Source organism: Streptomyces sp. NPDC058985 (assembly GCF_042740985.1).
In the GTDB taxonomy this organism is placed as follows: Bacteria; Actinomycetota; Actinomycetes; order Streptomycetales; family Streptomycetaceae; genus Streptomyces.
Window position 1 is genome coordinate 36,714 of sequence record NZ_JBHYJX010000036.1, and the last position, 13,469, is coordinate 50,182.

At 72.7% G+C, this 13,469-nt stretch carries 14 protein-coding genes and 1 pseudogene; 10 read left to right on the forward strand and 5 right to left on the reverse strand.

Annotation, left to right across the window (positions count from 1 at the left end; translation table 11 throughout):
- The first annotated feature begins 8 nt into the window (after positions 1–8).
- From ACFW01_RS27090 to ACFW01_RS27115, 6 genes and pseudogenes are all read left to right on the forward strand, one after another.
- The gene (locus tag ACFW01_RS27090) at positions 9–503 is read left to right on the forward strand and encodes a DUF6220 domain-containing protein (RefSeq protein ID WP_384507502.1); all 495 of its coding nucleotides are present in this window, start codon (positions 9–11) and stop codon (positions 501–503) included.
- Between the two features lie 26 nt (positions 504–529).
- Positions 530–781: a hypothetical protein gene (locus ACFW01_RS27095; protein WP_384507505.1), complete on the forward strand. Its 252-nt coding sequence runs from the start codon at positions 530–532 to the stop codon at positions 779–781.
- The gene (locus ACFW01_RS27100; RefSeq protein ID WP_384507507.1) at positions 778–1,398 is read left to right on the forward strand and encodes a TetR/AcrR family transcriptional regulator; all 621 of its coding nucleotides are present in this window, start codon (positions 778–780) and stop codon (positions 1,396–1,398) included. The genes ACFW01_RS27095 and ACFW01_RS27100 overlap by 4 nt, the downstream gene beginning before the upstream one ends.
- Positions 1,395–2,585, forward strand: coding sequence for an MFS transporter (locus ACFW01_RS27105; RefSeq protein WP_384507510.1), 1,191 nt, complete (start codon positions 1,395–1,397; stop codon positions 2,583–2,585). The genes ACFW01_RS27100 and ACFW01_RS27105 overlap by 4 nt, the downstream gene beginning before the upstream one ends.
- The gene (locus ACFW01_RS27110; RefSeq protein ID WP_384507513.1) at positions 2,582–4,414 is read left to right on the forward strand and encodes an ABC1 kinase family protein; all 1,833 of its coding nucleotides are present in this window, start codon (positions 2,582–2,584) and stop codon (positions 4,412–4,414) included. Before ACFW01_RS27105 ends, ACFW01_RS27110 begins: the two co-directional genes overlap by 4 nt.
- 220 nt (positions 4,415–4,634) lie before the next feature.
- Positions 4,635–4,764 (forward strand): annotated as a pseudogene (locus ACFW01_RS27115) (amino acid decarboxylase); the annotation flags it as partial.
- 445 nt (positions 4,765–5,209) lie between these two features.
- Here the strand turns inward: ACFW01_RS27115 and ACFW01_RS27120 are convergent.
- On the reverse strand, positions 5,210–6,175 hold the full coding sequence (locus ACFW01_RS27120; RefSeq protein ID WP_384507516.1) for a pirin family protein: 966 nt from the start codon (positions 6,173–6,175) through the stop codon (positions 5,210–5,212).
- A 142-nt stretch (positions 6,176–6,317) separates the two neighbouring features.
- Between ACFW01_RS27120 and ACFW01_RS27125 the strand changes: the two genes are divergently transcribed.
- A complete protein-coding gene (locus ACFW01_RS27125; RefSeq protein ID WP_234955662.1) occupies positions 6,318–6,665 on the forward strand; it encodes a tetratricopeptide repeat protein in 348 nt (115 codons plus the stop codon).
- Between the two features lie 87 nt (positions 6,666–6,752).
- Here the strand turns inward: ACFW01_RS27125 and ACFW01_RS27130 are convergent, their stop codons facing one another.
- On the reverse strand, positions 6,753–8,174 hold the full coding sequence (locus ACFW01_RS27130; protein WP_384507519.1) for a PepSY-associated TM helix domain-containing protein: 1,422 nt from the start codon (positions 8,172–8,174) through the stop codon (positions 6,753–6,755).
- 140 nt (positions 8,175–8,314) lie between these two features.
- Here ACFW01_RS27130 and ACFW01_RS27135 point away from each other — a divergent pair, with 140 nt between their 5' ends.
- Positions 8,315–8,971 carry a peptide deformylase gene (locus tag ACFW01_RS27135; protein ID WP_234955657.1) on the forward strand — a complete coding sequence of 219 codons (657 nt, stop codon included), beginning with the start codon at positions 8,315–8,317 and terminating at the stop codon, positions 8,969–8,971.
- A 26-nt stretch (positions 8,972–8,997) separates the two neighbouring features.
- Here ACFW01_RS27135 and ACFW01_RS27140 read toward each other — a convergent pair whose 3' ends face one another.
- Positions 8,998–10,434: an NAD(P)/FAD-dependent oxidoreductase gene (locus tag ACFW01_RS27140; protein WP_234955655.1), complete on the reverse strand. Its 1,437-nt coding sequence runs from the start codon at positions 10,432–10,434 to the stop codon at positions 8,998–9,000.
- Between the two features lie 118 nt (positions 10,435–10,552).
- Here ACFW01_RS27140 and trxA point away from each other — a divergent pair, with 118 nt between their 5' ends.
- Entirely contained in the window at positions 10,553–10,942 is a 390-nt protein-coding gene (gene trxA, locus ACFW01_RS27145; RefSeq protein WP_234955653.1) for a thioredoxin, read from the forward strand.
- Positions 10,943–10,949: 7 nt separating this feature from the next.
- Here trxA and ACFW01_RS27150 read toward each other — a convergent pair whose 3' ends face one another.
- On the reverse strand, positions 10,950–11,984 hold the full coding sequence (locus tag ACFW01_RS27150; RefSeq protein ID WP_384507524.1) for a LacI family DNA-binding transcriptional regulator: 1,035 nt from the start codon (positions 11,982–11,984) through the stop codon (positions 10,950–10,952).
- 48 nt (positions 11,985–12,032) lie between these two features.
- Complete coding sequence (locus ACFW01_RS27155; RefSeq protein ID WP_234955649.1) at positions 12,033–12,710, reverse strand: TetR/AcrR family transcriptional regulator; 678 nt, start codon at positions 12,708–12,710, stop codon at positions 12,033–12,035.
- Between the two features lie 113 nt (positions 12,711–12,823).
- Between ACFW01_RS27155 and ACFW01_RS27160 the strand changes: the two genes are divergently transcribed.
- Entirely contained in the window at positions 12,824–13,387 is a 564-nt protein-coding gene (locus tag ACFW01_RS27160; protein ID WP_234955646.1) for an NAD(P)H-dependent oxidoreductase, read from the forward strand.
- Positions 13,388–13,469 lie beyond the last annotated feature (82 nt).

Genomic DNA, 13,469 nt, shown 5'->3' on the forward strand with positions numbered 1-13,469 from the left:
GGTTTGCTGTGAGTGCAGCGACGACTGAAGTGGTTCCGGCCCGGCTCAGGCCGCTGACCGAGGTGCGCAAGTTCGGCATCCGGGGGGTGCGGACCTCGGCCTGGACGGTGATCGGGGCTGCGTGCGCGCAGATCGTCACGGCCGGTTTCGGGCTGTTCGCGCTGGAACAGTTGCCGATCGGCGAAGCGTCGAGCCTGGATCCGCACCGGATGCTCGGCTACGCCTCAGAGGTCGTCGGCGTGATCCTGGTGGTCCTGCTGATCGTCGGTCGTCCGACGGGACGCGCGGTGGGTACGGGGCTGGGGCTGTTCCTGGCGATGCTGGTGCAGCCGGTGCTGCAGAAGCACGGCGCTGGGATCCCCGTGCTCGGCGCGCTGCACGCGGCGAACGCCTTGGTCATGATTGCGCTGGCCTGGCTGACCGTACGGATCACCACGGCACAGCTGCGCGAGGCGGCGTCGGTGGAGGCGTCCTCGGCCCTGTTCGCCGCTTCGGGCCGATGAGCCTGCCCGCCGGAATCGAGGTGCCCGTGACGTCTGCCGGGAGGCAGGGGCTGTTCGCCGCGGTCCAGCGGCACACGTCTCTGCTGGTGGCCGAGGAACTGCGCCGACTGGACCGCCGAACGAGCCTGACGCCGACCGAGCGCGCGGAGGTCGCGACGGTGCTGCGTCGGCTCACCGCGCGGCTGGTCCTGACCCCCCTGACAGCATGGAGCGGTGATCCACGGGTGGCGGCCGACCTTCTCGGGCTGCCGCACCGATCGAGCGAGGGAGCGGCATGAGTCCGAAGCTGACCGGAGGGGCCACGCTGGCCGAGCACAAGGCGGCCACGCGGGAGGCGATGATCGACGCCTTCGCCGACCTGCTGCGCGAGGCCGGCTGGCAGGATCTCAAGCTTCAGGAGGTCGCCAAGCGGGTCGGAGTCGCACGGACGGCGGTCTACAACTACTTTCCGGACAAGACAGCGCTGCTGCTGGCCTGGTCGGAACGCGAGATGGCCCGCTTCATGACGCTTGCCGAACGCGAGCTTGGCGAGCGCACCGATCCGGTCGACCGGCTGCAGATCCTCATCAAGCTGGTGCTCACCGAGTTCTCCTTCCAGCGCGGCGCCGGTGCGTCCGTCGCGGCGATGCTGCCTCTGGAGGACCGTGCGGCGTTCTTCGAACACGTCGCCCCACTCGCCGCGCTCGTCAACAGCCTGCTGGAAGACGGCATGAACGAGGGCGTCTTCGTCCGGGCGGACCCGGCCGTCACCGGACAGATGATCATGGCCTGCCTGGAGACCCAGCGCACCGCACTCCTGACCGGCGACAAGGTCCACACCGCCGTCGCACGGACCCTGCCGTTTGTGATGCGCGCCCTCGGGGTGCCCGAAGAACGCTGGGCGGGCGGCCTGTGAACCTGCCTGCCCGCTTCGCGCTACCGGCACTGTGCCTGATCGTCTTCACCGACCTGATGGGCTTCGGCATCATCCTGCCCCTGCTCCCGTACGCGGCCGACACCTTCGGCGGCAGCGGCTTGGCGATCGGCACGTTGTTCGCCTCGTACTCCATCGCCCAGCTCATCTCCGCGCCGCTGCTCGGCCGGGCCTCGGACCGATTCGGCCGCAAGCCCGTCCTGCTGCTCGCGCTGTCCGGGTCGGTCGTCTCCGCGCTGCTGATGGCGAACACCACATCCCTGACCGGCCTGCTCGTGGCACGGGTGGTGGCGGGCGCGTGCGGCGGATCGATCGCCGTAGCTCACGCCTTCGCCGCCGACCTCACCCCGCCCGCCCAGCGCACCCGCAGTCTCGGGCTGCTGGGGGCGGCGGTCGGCTGCGGCTTCGTCGCCGGCCCCGCCATCGGCGCCCTGCTCGCCCACCAGGGACTGTCCGGCGCCGGAGTCGTCTCGGCATGCGTGGCCGCGGCCGCGCTATGCCTCGCCGCCGCCGCACTGCCCGACCCACGAGGAAACGGTGCCGCACAAAGACGCGCGCACAAGCAAAAAACAGAGCACCGTACGGGCCCGGTAGGGATGCGTCCGCTGCTGGTTGCGGCGTTCTGCACGACAGCCGCTTTCTGCGCGATGGAAGCCACCCTCGCCCTACTGGGCACAGACACCTACGGGTTCGGGCCGCGGGCGCTGGGCTGGATGCTGGCAGCCGCCGGCATCACCATGGCCGTAGCCCAAGGCGGTCTCGCCGCACCACTGGCCGCCCGGTTCGGCACCCGGACCCTCGCCACGGTCGGCGCGCTCGTCCTCGGCGCGGGCCTGGGATGCCTTCCGCTGCTGCCCGCCTGGGGCGCCGTCACCGCCCTTATGGCCGCCAGCATCGGCCAAGGGTTGCTGGCCCCCGCGCTGAGCACCCTCGTGGCCGACGCCGCACCCGACCGGACCGGCGCGGCGATGGGAGCCGTCCAGTCCGCGATGGCCCTGGCCCGCGCCACCGCCCCGGCCCTGGCCGGCACCGCCTACGACCTGCGCCCCCTCCTGCCCTACCTCAGCGCCCTGGCCCTGGCCGTCGTAGCCGCAGCCTGCATCCGCGCCCTGCCCGGCCCGGTCCGCACAAGGGCGAACGAACCGGCCGTGAAGGAGAACCCCGCATGACGGGCCTGGTACTGACCGGGCTGCTAGCCGCCGCGGTCGCCTGGACCGCACCGCGGCTGCTGGGCACCCCCGCCCGGCCGATGTCGAGCGCCTGGTGCGCCGCGGCCGGCACGACGGCCGCCCTCGCGATCGCCATCCTCGCCGGCCGGGCCGAGCCCGGCACCTTCACCGACCCCGGACTGCTCCTCATGGTCGCCGTCCTCGCGGCGATGGCCACGGCGGTCGGCCTGGAACTGCTCGGCGGGATCCGCCCGCCCGGCCCGCTCTCCCTGGCACGGTCACTGAACCGCTGGGTCCGCCGCAGCCGCCTCTACGGCCGGCTGACGCACCTGGCATCCCGGCACGGCCTCTCACTCGCCCGCCGGCCCGGCGGCCCGCGCGGCACGGCGCTCGGGGAAGCCCTGCGCGACTGCCTCGCCGAAGCCGGGCCGCTGTTCGTCAAAGCCGGCCAGGTCCTCGCCGCCCGACCCGGCCTCCTGCCCGACGACGTCGCCCGACCGCTCGCCGACCTGCACGACACCGTCCCACCCGCCGCTCCCGAACAGGTCGAACAACTCCTGACCGAGCACTACGGCAGCCCGCTGGACGAAGTCTTCGCCTCCTTCGACCGGGAACCACTCGCCGCGGCGTCCATGGCACAAGTCCACCGGGCCGTTCTCCACGACGGCACTCGTGTTGCGGTCAAGGTACTGCGCCCCGGCGTCACCGGCCGCCTCTCCACCGACCTCGACGTCCTGGCCCGCCTCGCCCGGACCCTGGAGCAGCGCACCGCCTGGGGCCGCGCCATCCACGTCACCCGCCTCGCCGACGACTTCGCCACCGCCGTCCGGGCCGAGCTCGACCTGCGCATCGAGGCCCGCACCCTCGCCGCCGCCCACACCGCCGCCCACCGCGGTCCCGTCACCGTGCCCGCCGTACACCCCGGCCTGTCCGGGCGCGAAGTCCTCGTGCAGGACTTCGCCGACGGCCTCCCCGCCCACCGCGCCGCCCCCGACCTCGACGACCACACCGCCCGCACCACAGCCCGCACCATCGCCGACGGCTACCTCACCCTCCTCATCCAACACGGCATCGCCCACGCCGACCCCCACCCCGGCAACATCCACCTCCACCCCAACCATCCGCCCACCCTCCTCGACTTCGGCCACGCCGCCCGCCTCGACACCCTCCAGCTCACCGCCCTGCAACGCATCCTCACCGCCACCGCCCTCGGCAACCCCACCACCCTCGCCCGCGCCCTCAACCACGCCGCCGAGCACCCCGTCGACGAACGAGCCCTCGAACGCGCCTGCGCCCAACTCCTCCTCACCCTCCCCGCCGCCGGCCACCGCGCACCTGGCACCGACGCCGACACCCTCACCGCCCTCGCCACCCTCACTCGAAGCACCGGACTCCTGCTTCCACCAACCTTCCCCACCGTCCTGCGCGGACTTGCCGTGCTCGAATCCACCTGCCTGCGCCTGGACTCCGACTTCGACCTCACCGCCAGCCTCGGCAGCCACGTCCGTCCAGGACACGAAACGATCACTCAGCTCGCAAAGCTCCTGGGTATTCCCGCCTCCCCTCAGCCGGCCCAGCTTTCACAGCCGACAGGTAACCGCGCGTGGCAGCAGCGCACCGCAGAACTGGGCGTCCTCACCCTGGTCGCGGCGACCACCGGCGGCATTTCCACCGCTTTGCTCACCCGCCAGAGCGGCCCCGAGATCGCCGACGGCCTGCACCTGCTGGAAGCCATCGGCTCCCTCGGTCTGGCCGCCGCCGCAGCCCTCCTGATGCGCGTCGTCATGCACGTCATCCGACACCACCCCGACACCACCCACCCCTCCTGAAGCACTCACCCGCAGGAACCCCCGGAGAAACGACCACCACGCCGCCAGAAAGGCCGCGGACTCAGCCCCTTCCACACGTGGCCCGACGAAGGGATCAACCGACGGCCATCGAATCCGCAAAGTAGGTCTACACAGACTCGACGCCTGCTGTGCACATAGACTTTTCGCTCTCCTGGTCTCCCGCATCCGGTGCCGCAGCAATCAGCCGCACCGGACATGAGTAGACCCTCAGTGGAACGCCGAGCGGCACCTCGCCCACCCGCCCTCCGCCGACGCCTTCCGCGCCGCTCTGGCCGCGCACCCAGACGCCCGCGGCGCCCTCGTCACCGCGCCGACGCCCTCCGTCGCGGCTTCGTCGACTCGCGAACAAGCGTGTACCACCGCCCACGGTTCGAACCGAGCGGCGGCTACCGACGGTCAACGGCGACACCGGACTCTTGTGGAATCCCCGCAGGCCGGCAGCGCTAAGAGCACCGCCCCTCTCCAACGCCTGACTCGGCTGGCGGCCAGGTCAGCATTGGCCCGACCCCTACCAACCCTGCAAGCACCTACGCCACCACCGCAACTGGGCAAAGGGTCTTTCGAACCCACCTGACGGTACGTCAGCGAAGCCAGCATTGAGTCAGCAAGTGTCCTGCCAGAGCTGCCCACAGACAGCCATACCGTGGAATCACCAACCACTCCGGCATGAGGCCAACGAGCCGTTCAGGCGCTTTCCGGCAGCTGGGCCGAAAGCAGTGAGAATTGCTAACCGTCTATGCCCAGCGGTCGGCAAAACCGACGCATTACCGCAGGTCAGCGCACTCTGCCCCGCGGTTTCAGCGGCACCGTCGGCAGTGACGGCGCGAGCAGTGGAGTACCGTCATAGCCCTTCACTTCTCCGAACCGGGAGCCTTCCATCCAATCTCGGCGGGCCTGTACGATCTCCTCCTGGGAGCGCCCGATCCAGTTCCAGAACATGACCAGCTCCTCCTCGAACGGCTCGCCGCCCAGCAGCATCAGGCCCGCGTCCGAGTCGGCGCGCAGGGGGAGTTCGTCGCGGCCGCAGCCTAGGTAGAGCATCGAGCCGGGCACCAGGGGCACACCGTCGACGTGGGCCTCGCCGGACATGGACAGGACGGCGTACTCGAAATCCCGTTCCAGGGGGAGGCGTACGTCCGTGCCGCCGGTGAGGGTCAGGTCGGCGCCGACGAGTGGGGTGTACGTCGTGCCCGGGGACGTGGTGCCGTCGAGGGTGCCCAGGAGCAGGGTGGCCGACAGGCCGGGGGCGGTGACCAGGGGCAGTTCGGCGTGGTACTCGAAGTGCGGGTCGGTGTGGCGGTGGGCGTCCGGGAGGGCGACCCACAGCTGCGCGCCGTGCAGGCGGCGGGCGTGCGGGCGGGGGCTCTCCTCGGAGTGGCTGATCGCGCGGCCGGAGGTCATCAGGCCCAGTTGCCGTGGGTGGATGGTCTGGAGGCTGCCGGTGGAGTCGCGGTGCAGGACCTCGCCCTCGTGCAGCCAGCTGACCGTCTGGAGGCCCATGTGCGGGTGCGGAGGCACCTGCATGCCGGGCTCGTCGGCGATGTCGTCGGGACCGTAGTGGTCGACGAAGCACCAGGCTCCGACCATGCGCCGGCCGAGGTTGGGCAGCAGGCGGCGGACCTCGGTGGACTCGCCGAGCTTGACGTTCCGGGGGCTGAGGAGTTCGCGCACGGGTTCCGTCACGACGAAGCCGCGGCCGCCGCACAGGCTGGGTACCGCCTCGCGATCAAGATTGCTCATGACGCACAACCTAGCCCCGGACGGCCCCACGCGTCAGACGGTCGCCGGGGCGTCACCTTCGCGGGGCGGCAGCCGGCCCGCCCCGGCGTAGTGGAATGTTCAACCACCTGTCGTGGTTGCAAGGTGTCGAAGGAGGTCACGAGTGGACATGACGTACTACGACCACGGAACGCCGGCCGAGCGCTGGGAGCGCGCGCGGATGTTCTTCGACGCCAAGGACTACGCCGCCGCCGCGCGCGTCCTGGACGGCCTGGTCGGGGAGGTGCCCGAGCAGACCGGACCGCGCCTGCTGCTGGCGCGCTCCTACTACCACTCGGCGCAGCTGCGGCGGGCCGAGTCCGAGCTGCGGATCCTCGTCGAGCGCGATCCCGTCGAGCAGTACGCGCGGCTGATGCTGGGACGGACCCTCGAACGGCAGGGGCGGCAGGAGGAGGCCGACGCCCAGCTGCGGATCGCCGCGGCCCTGGCGGGTGACTTCGCCGGGCGCTGATCGGCTGCCGGGCAAGGAATGAGGCCTGCGGTGGAGCGGCGGATGCGGCGGAGCGCCGTGGGGGGGCATCGGCGCTCCGCCGCCCTGTCAGCGGCCCGCCGCCGCGTCTTCCGTCCGCGTCCGGCGTCCCCGCCGGTGGGCGACCTCGCCGAGTACGACGTCCAGCGCGATGAAGGCGGCCAGGGGGATGCCCAGCAGCGGGACGAAGTAGCCGAGAACGGCGACCGCCGCCAGCATCGGGACGAGGAGCAGCGGCGGTACCTGCCGCCACGCGCCGCGCGGTATCGGCCGGCCGAAGGCGGAGCCCCGGCCGCGCCGCCACCACATGCGGTAGCCCCAGACGATCAGCAGGATCAGGGACGCGGCGAGGAGCATCAGGCCGATCTGGTTGGGCAGCCCGAACAGGCTGCCGGTGTGCAGGTCGATGCCCCAGCGGCTGAGCTTGGCGAGCACCGGGTAGTCGGCGAAGCGGAGAACGTCGGTCACCTCGCCCGTCGCCGGGTCCACGGCGACCGAGTCCTGCTTCTCGGGCCAGCTGCGCTGCACCTGCTTGACGACGTAGGCGGAGGACGCGTCGGCGGGCGGCACGATCTCGACGGGGTCGCCGAGGCCCTTCGCGCGCGCGGCGGAGAGGACCTTGTCGAGGCCGACGCCGTGCGCCGCGTCCCCGCCGGCGCCGGCCGCCGCGCCGTGGCCCGCGTGCTCGCCGCCCCCGGTGGCCGACGCCGACACGGACGGTGTGGTCTGGTCGAGCGCGACGCGCAGGTCCTCGATGTTCGCGCCGGCGTACGTCGACCAGGTGAGGCCGGTCGCCGAGAGGAAGATGAACCCGGCCGCGGCCCAGGCGCCGACCGTGCCGTGCAGACCCAGGGTGCGGCGCCGGCCGGTGGTGCCGCGCACCTTGCGCCGCGCCCGGCGGCGGGAGAACCACAGCAGCAGACCGGCGCTCGCGATCACCCACAGCCAGCTGGCGGCGAACTCGCTGTACAGCCGCCCGGTCTCCCCCAGGTGCAGGTCGCGGTGGAACTCGTCGATCCAGGTGCGCAGGGGCAACGCCCCGCTGGAACCGTACTGTTCGAGGGCGCCGCGCACCTTCGCCGTGTACGGGTCGACGAAGACCGCGAGCGTGTGGCCGGGGTCGACACCCTCGACACCGGACAGCATCACCCTGGTGGTGGCGTCGTCCTCGGGCGAGGGGCGTACGGCCGACACGGCGCCCTCGGGGTGGGCCTGCCGGGCGGCGGCGACCTGCTCGGACATCGGCAGCTTGCGCTCGCCCACGTCGTCGACGGTCAGTTCGTGGGCGTAGACCAGCTTCTCGGCCTGGAACGAGGCGGCGTAGAGCAGGCCGGTGACCGCCGCGACCAGCAGGAAGGGTGCCACGAAGAGACCGGCGTAGAAGTGCAGGCGCAGGATCAGGGGGCGCAGGGTGGACCATCTGCCGCGGGTGGGCGGTGGTGCGGCCGTGGCCGGGGACTCGTCCGTCGAGGCCGGGGAGGTGGTGGTCATCGGTGGGCGCTCCGGGGACGTCGTGGGGAGGGGACGGTCCCAGTAGTCGGTTCGCACACGCGTCGGGTTCCCGGCCCGCGAAGTGGCGTGCGTCACACGGGCGGAGTCGGTGGGGGCGGCGGCCGTGGCATGCTGGCGCGATGGGAACTCCGCGTGCACGCTCCCCTCTTGCCGAGCGGGTCGAGGAACTGCTCGCCCCCGGCGGTCCGTTGCCGATCGCCGAGGCGGGTGATCCGGTGCTGCGCCGCGCGGCGGAGCCGTTCGACGGGCAGTTGCCGCCCGCGCTGCTGGCGCGGTTCGTCGAGGCGCTGCGGCTGACCATGCGCGCCGCGCCGGGCGTGGGGCTGGCCGCGCCGCAGGTGGGGGTGGGGCTGCGGATCGCGGTGATCGAGGATCCGGCGCCGGTGCCGGAGGAGGTGCGGGTGGCGCGCGGGCGGGTGCCGCAGCCGTTCCGGGTGCTGGTCAATCCCTCGTACGAGCCCGTCGGCGGCGCGCCGGCCGCGTTCTTCGAGGGCTGTCTGAGCGTGCCGGGCTGGCAGGCCGTGGTGGCACGCCCCGCGCAGGTGCGGCTGCGGGCGACGGACGAGGACGGGCTCGCGGTGGACGAGGTGTTCTCGGGGTGGCCGGCCCGGATCGTGCAGCACGAGACGGATCATCTGGACGGCGTGCTGTACCTGGACCGGGCCGAGTCGCGGTCGCTGTCGTCGAGCCGGGCGGTGGCCGAGCTGTGGGCGCAGCCGACGCCGGAGCGGGCCGCGGCGGCGCTGGGGTTCGAGCTGCCGGGTCCGGCGGCCTGACCGGCCACCGGACCCGGCGGGCACCGTCAGTTGTCGCGGTACGCCTCCAGGAGCCGCAGCCACACCTCGCTGACCGTCGGATACGACGGGACGGCGTGCCACAGGCGGCTGAGCGGCACCTGGCCGACGACGGCGACGGTCGCGGAGTGGATCATCTCGCCGACGCCGGGGCCGACGAAGGTGACGCCGCGGATGATCTCGTCCTCCAGGTCGACGACCATGCGGGCGCGGCCCTTGTAGTCGTCGCCGTAGAGGCCCGCTCCGGCCACGGTGGCCAGGTCGACGTCGACGGCGCGGACCCGGTGCCCGGCCTGCTCCGCCTCGGCGAGGCTCAGGCCGACGGAGGCCGCCTCGGGGTCGGTGAACACCACCTGGGGCACGGCGGCGTGGTCGGCGGTCGCGGCGTGCGCACCCCACGGGTCGGACTCCAGGATCGGCACCCCGGAGGCGCGGGCGGCGATGGCGGCGCCCGCGACGCGCGCCTGGTACTTGCCCTGGTGGGTGAGGAGGGCGCGGTGGTTGACGTCCCCGACGGCGTACAGCCAGTCGTGGCCGTCCACCCGGAGGCTGTCGTCGACCGACAGCCAGGAGCCCGGTTCCAGGCCGACCGTCTCGAGGCCGATGTCGCCGGTGCGGGGCACCCGGCCGGTGGCGAAGAGGATCTCGTCGGCCTCGATGCGGTCACCCGTGTCGGTGACGGCGACGACGGTGCCGTCCTCGCGGGTGACGGACCGGACGGAGGTACCGGTGCGGAGGTCCACGCCGGCCTCGGTGAGCGCCTCGGCGACCAGCTCTCCGGCGAAGGGCTCCATCCGGGCGAGCAGCCCGGCCTCGCCGCGCACCAGGAGCGTCACCCGGGAGCCGAGGGCCTGCCAGGCGGTGGCCATCTCGACGGCGACCACTCCGCCGCCGACCACGATGAGCCGGCCGGGCGCGCTCTCGGCGCTGGTGGCCTCGCGGCTCGTCCAGGGGCGCACGTCGGCGAGCCCGGGCAGGGCGGGCAGGGCGGCGGCGCTGCCGGTGCAGACGGCGACGGCGTGCCGGGCGGTCAGCACCCGGCGGGTGCCGTCGGGCGCGGTCACCTCCACGGTGCGCGGCCCGGCGAGCCGTCCCAGCCCGCGGTAGAGGTCGGCGCCGATGCCCTCCACCCACTGGACCTGGCCGTCGTCCTTCCAGTGGGAGGTGAATCCGTCGCGGCGGGCGAGGACCGCCGCGGTGTCGAGGGGACCGCGGACCGAGTCGGCGAGACCGGGCAGCCGGCGGGCGTCCGCGCGGGCGAGGACGGGTCGCAGCAGGGCCTTGCTGGGCATGCACGCCCAGTAGGAGCACTCGCCGCCGACCAGTTCGCTCTCCACGATCGCGGTGGCCAGACCGGCCGCCCGGGTGCGGTCGGCGACGTTCTCCCCCACGGGGCCCGCGCCGATCACGACGACGTCGTACGCGATGGAATCCGATTGCGTCATGGGGTCAGTCTGGTGGGTGGTGTGCGACGTGGCCACATGGGTACGTGCGCGGAATACCCACCAGGTCGGCAGTGTTGTGCCGACGGTTGTACCCCGATTCAGGAAGAGGGATCACCTTATGACCAGCACCGTGGAACTCACCAAGGAGAACTTCGACCAGACGGTCACGGACAACGAGTTCGTTCTGATCGACTTCTGGGCGTCGTGGTGCGGTCCGTGCAAGCAGTTCGCGCCCGTCTACGAGAAGGCCGCGGAGGCCAATCCCGACCTGGTGTTCGGGAAGGTGGACACCGAGGCGCAGCCGGAGCTGGCTCAGGCCTTCGGTATCCAGTCGATTCCGACGCTGATGATCGTCCGGGACCAGGTGGCCGTGTTCGCGCAGCCGGGCGCGCTGCCCGAGGACGCCCTGACGGACGTGATCGGCCAGGCCCGGAAGCTGGACATGGACGAGGTACGCAAGGCGGTCGCCGAGCAGCAGGCGCAGGCCGACGGCGAGAGCGGCCAGTAGGACGGGTTCAGCTCGACTCGCGGTGGACCACCGCCGCGCCCAGCACCTTGTGACGCTCGGGCGCGGCGCCGGGGTCGTGGACCGCGCGGTCGACCAGTGCGGCCAGGTCGCGGCCGGAGGGCAGCTCCAGGTGGACGGTGCTGAGCCGGGGCCTCAGCAGGCGGCCCAGCATCAGGTCGTCGGCCCCGATCACGGCCGCGTCGCCGGGTACGGCGAGGCCGGCGTCCTGCAGGGCCCGCATCAGCAGCATCGCGTACTCGTCGTTGTACGCGAACACCGCGTCGAGACCGAGGGCGCCCCAGCGTGCGGCCAGCCGGGCGGCGTCCCGCTCCTCGTAGGCGAGGGGCAGCTCGGTGACGGTGGCGTCGGTGCCGCGCACGGCACGGCGGGCGCCGTCGAGGCGGGGCGCCGAGAAGACGTCGAGGCCGCCTTCCGCGGGCACGACCACGCCGATGGCGCGCCGGCCCCGCTCGTAGAGGTGGCGGACCGCGCCGTGACCGACGCTCTCCTGGTCCGTGAGCAGGGCGTGTGCTCCCTCGACCGCCTCGGGTCCGAGGGTGACGACCGCGCGGGCGCCGGAGCGCTTGAGGACCTCCACGCCCTGCGGGTCCAGATCGGCGCCGGGGACGAGGACGGCGACCGGGCGCAGCTCCGCCCAGGCACGGGCGGCCTCGTAGCCGTGCAGCCCGACACTGCCGTACTGCACGACCGTGTAGTCGAGGCGGGCCAGGGCCCACTGGAGTTCGCTGAGGAACCGGCTGTAGAGGGGGCCCGCGGGGAAGGACGGCGCGGGCATCAGGACCATCCGGCTGTGTCCGGCGCGCAGGGAGCGGGCCGCGGCGTGCGGGACGTATCCCAGCTCCCTGGCCGCCTCGTGCACCCTGCGGCGGGTGGGTTCGCTGATCCGGACGGCGCCGGTGTTGTTCAGGACGTAGGAGACGGTCGCGCGCGAGACGCCGGCCAGCCGGGCCACATCGGCGCTCGTGGGCATGGAGCGCGGTGCGAGGGACTCGGCGGCGGACGGTTTCGGTATCTGCACCATGACGTACGGCATCTTGGCAGAAGCCGGACAGAGGGCTCCGGCCGGGGCTCAGGCGACCGGGGGCTCCGTGCGGGTGACCCGTGCGACCAGGTCCAGCCAGCCCTCGCGCAGCCGCTCCGGGGGCATCCCGCACTGCTCGGTGAGGTGGTGGACCAGGGCGACGTCGAGGTAGGCCAGCAGCGTGTGGGAGAGCAGTTCGCTGTCTCCGTCCGGGTCCGCCTGCCGCAGCAGCAGGGCCAGGTGACCGCGTAGGAAGCGGCGCGGCGCGAAGGTGTGGCGGCGCTCCGCGCTGGGCTCCGCGGCCAGTTGCAGGTCGAGTTCGTCGATCGAGCGGCGCAGCAACGCGCAGCCGAAGGCGCGCAGCCGTTCGACGGGCGGGGCGCCGGGGCCGAGCGGCGGCGGTCCGCTGAGCAGGGCGGCCTGGAACTTGCGCTCGGAGTGGTCGAGGAGGGCCGCGAGCAGCCCGGTGCGGTCGCCGAAGCGGCGGAAGACCGTCCCCTTGCCCACCGAGGCCGCGGCGGCCACCGCCTCCATGGTGACGCCGGCCGCGCCGTGCTCGGCGACCAGCCGCTCGGCGGCCTCCAGCAGCCGGGCTCGGTTGCGGGCGGCGTCGGCGCGCAGGCAGGGCTCGTCCCCGGCCGGCCCCGGGCCGAGTTGCAGCAACTCCAACTCGGTCTGGCCGACGGTCTCTTCGGTCTTCGGGAAGGGCGGCGGGGCGGCGGACATGAACCCAGCGTAAAGCATGGGAAGAAAACTGGACCGCGGTCCGTTTAGGATGTTAGAAATTAAACGGACCCCGGTCCGGATCCATCGCGGCCATCGTTTCAGTGGGAGTACTCATGTCTGTCCGCATCCTTGCGCTCGTCGGCAGCCTTCGCGCCGGTTCGCACAACCGCCAGCTCGCCGAGGCGGCCGTCAGGTTCGCGCCGGAGGGCGCCGAGGTGCACCTGTTCGAAGGGCTCGCCGACATCCCCTTCTACAACGAGGACATCGACGTCGAGGGCAGCGTCCCGGCCGCCGCCGCGAAGCTGCGCGAGGCCGCCCGGGGCTCCGAAGCCTTCCTGCTCTTCTCCCCCGAGTACAACGGCACCATCCCGGCCGTCCTGAAGAACGCCATCGACTGGCTGTCCCGCCCCTTCGGCGCGGGTGGCTTCGCCGGCAAGCCGGTCGCCGTGGTCGGCACCGCCTTCGGCCAGTACGGCGGCGTGTGGGCGCAGGACGAGGCCCGCAAGGCCGTGGGCATCGCCGGCGGCAAGGTGATCGAGGACCTCAAGCTGTCCATCCCCGGTTCGGTGACGCGCTTCGCCGAGACCCACCCGTCGGACGACGCCGAGGTGGCCGCACAGCTGACGGAGGTCGTCGCGCGGCTGCACGGCCACGCCGACGAGGCCGTCGCCGCCTGAGCGGCACCCAGGACGCGTACGGGACCGGAGCCGGGCTCCGGTCCCGTACGCGTGTGTGCCCGGCCCGCGTGACCGGCGTGTG

Bases quoted from the DNA above. Each gene is read 5' to 3' on its own strand.
- ACFW01_RS27100 (WP_384507507.1), top strand. From the start codon at position 778: ATGAGTCCGAAGCTGACCGGAGGGGCCACGCTGGCCGAGCACAAGGCG.
- ACFW01_RS27110 (WP_384507513.1), top strand. From the start codon at position 2,582: ATGACGGGCCTGGTACTGACCGGGCTGCTAGCCGCCGCGGTCGCCTGG.
- ACFW01_RS27120 (WP_384507516.1), bottom strand. From the start codon at position 6,175: ATGAGCAATCTTGATCGCGAGGCGGTACCCAGCCTGTGCGGCGGCCGC.
- ACFW01_RS27130 (WP_384507519.1), bottom strand. From the start codon at position 8,174: ATGACCACCACCTCCCCGGCCTCGACGGACGAGTCCCCGGCCACGGCC.
- ACFW01_RS27135 (WP_234955657.1), top strand. From the start codon at position 8,315: ATGGGAACTCCGCGTGCACGCTCCCCTCTTGCCGAGCGGGTCGAGGAA.
- ACFW01_RS27140 (WP_234955655.1), bottom strand. From the start codon at position 10,434: ATGACGCAATCGGATTCCATCGCGTACGACGTCGTCGTGATCGGCGCG.
- trxA (WP_234955653.1), top strand. From the start codon at position 10,553: ATGACCAGCACCGTGGAACTCACCAAGGAGAACTTCGACCAGACGGTC.
- ACFW01_RS27150 (WP_384507524.1), bottom strand. From the start codon at position 11,984: ATGGTGCAGATACCGAAACCGTCCGCCGCCGAGTCCCTCGCACCGCGC.
- ACFW01_RS27155 (WP_234955649.1), bottom strand. From the start codon at position 12,710: ATGTCCGCCGCCCCGCCGCCCTTCCCGAAGACCGAAGAGACCGTCGGC.
- ACFW01_RS27160 (WP_234955646.1), top strand. From the start codon at position 12,824: ATGTCTGTCCGCATCCTTGCGCTCGTCGGCAGCCTTCGCGCCGGTTCG.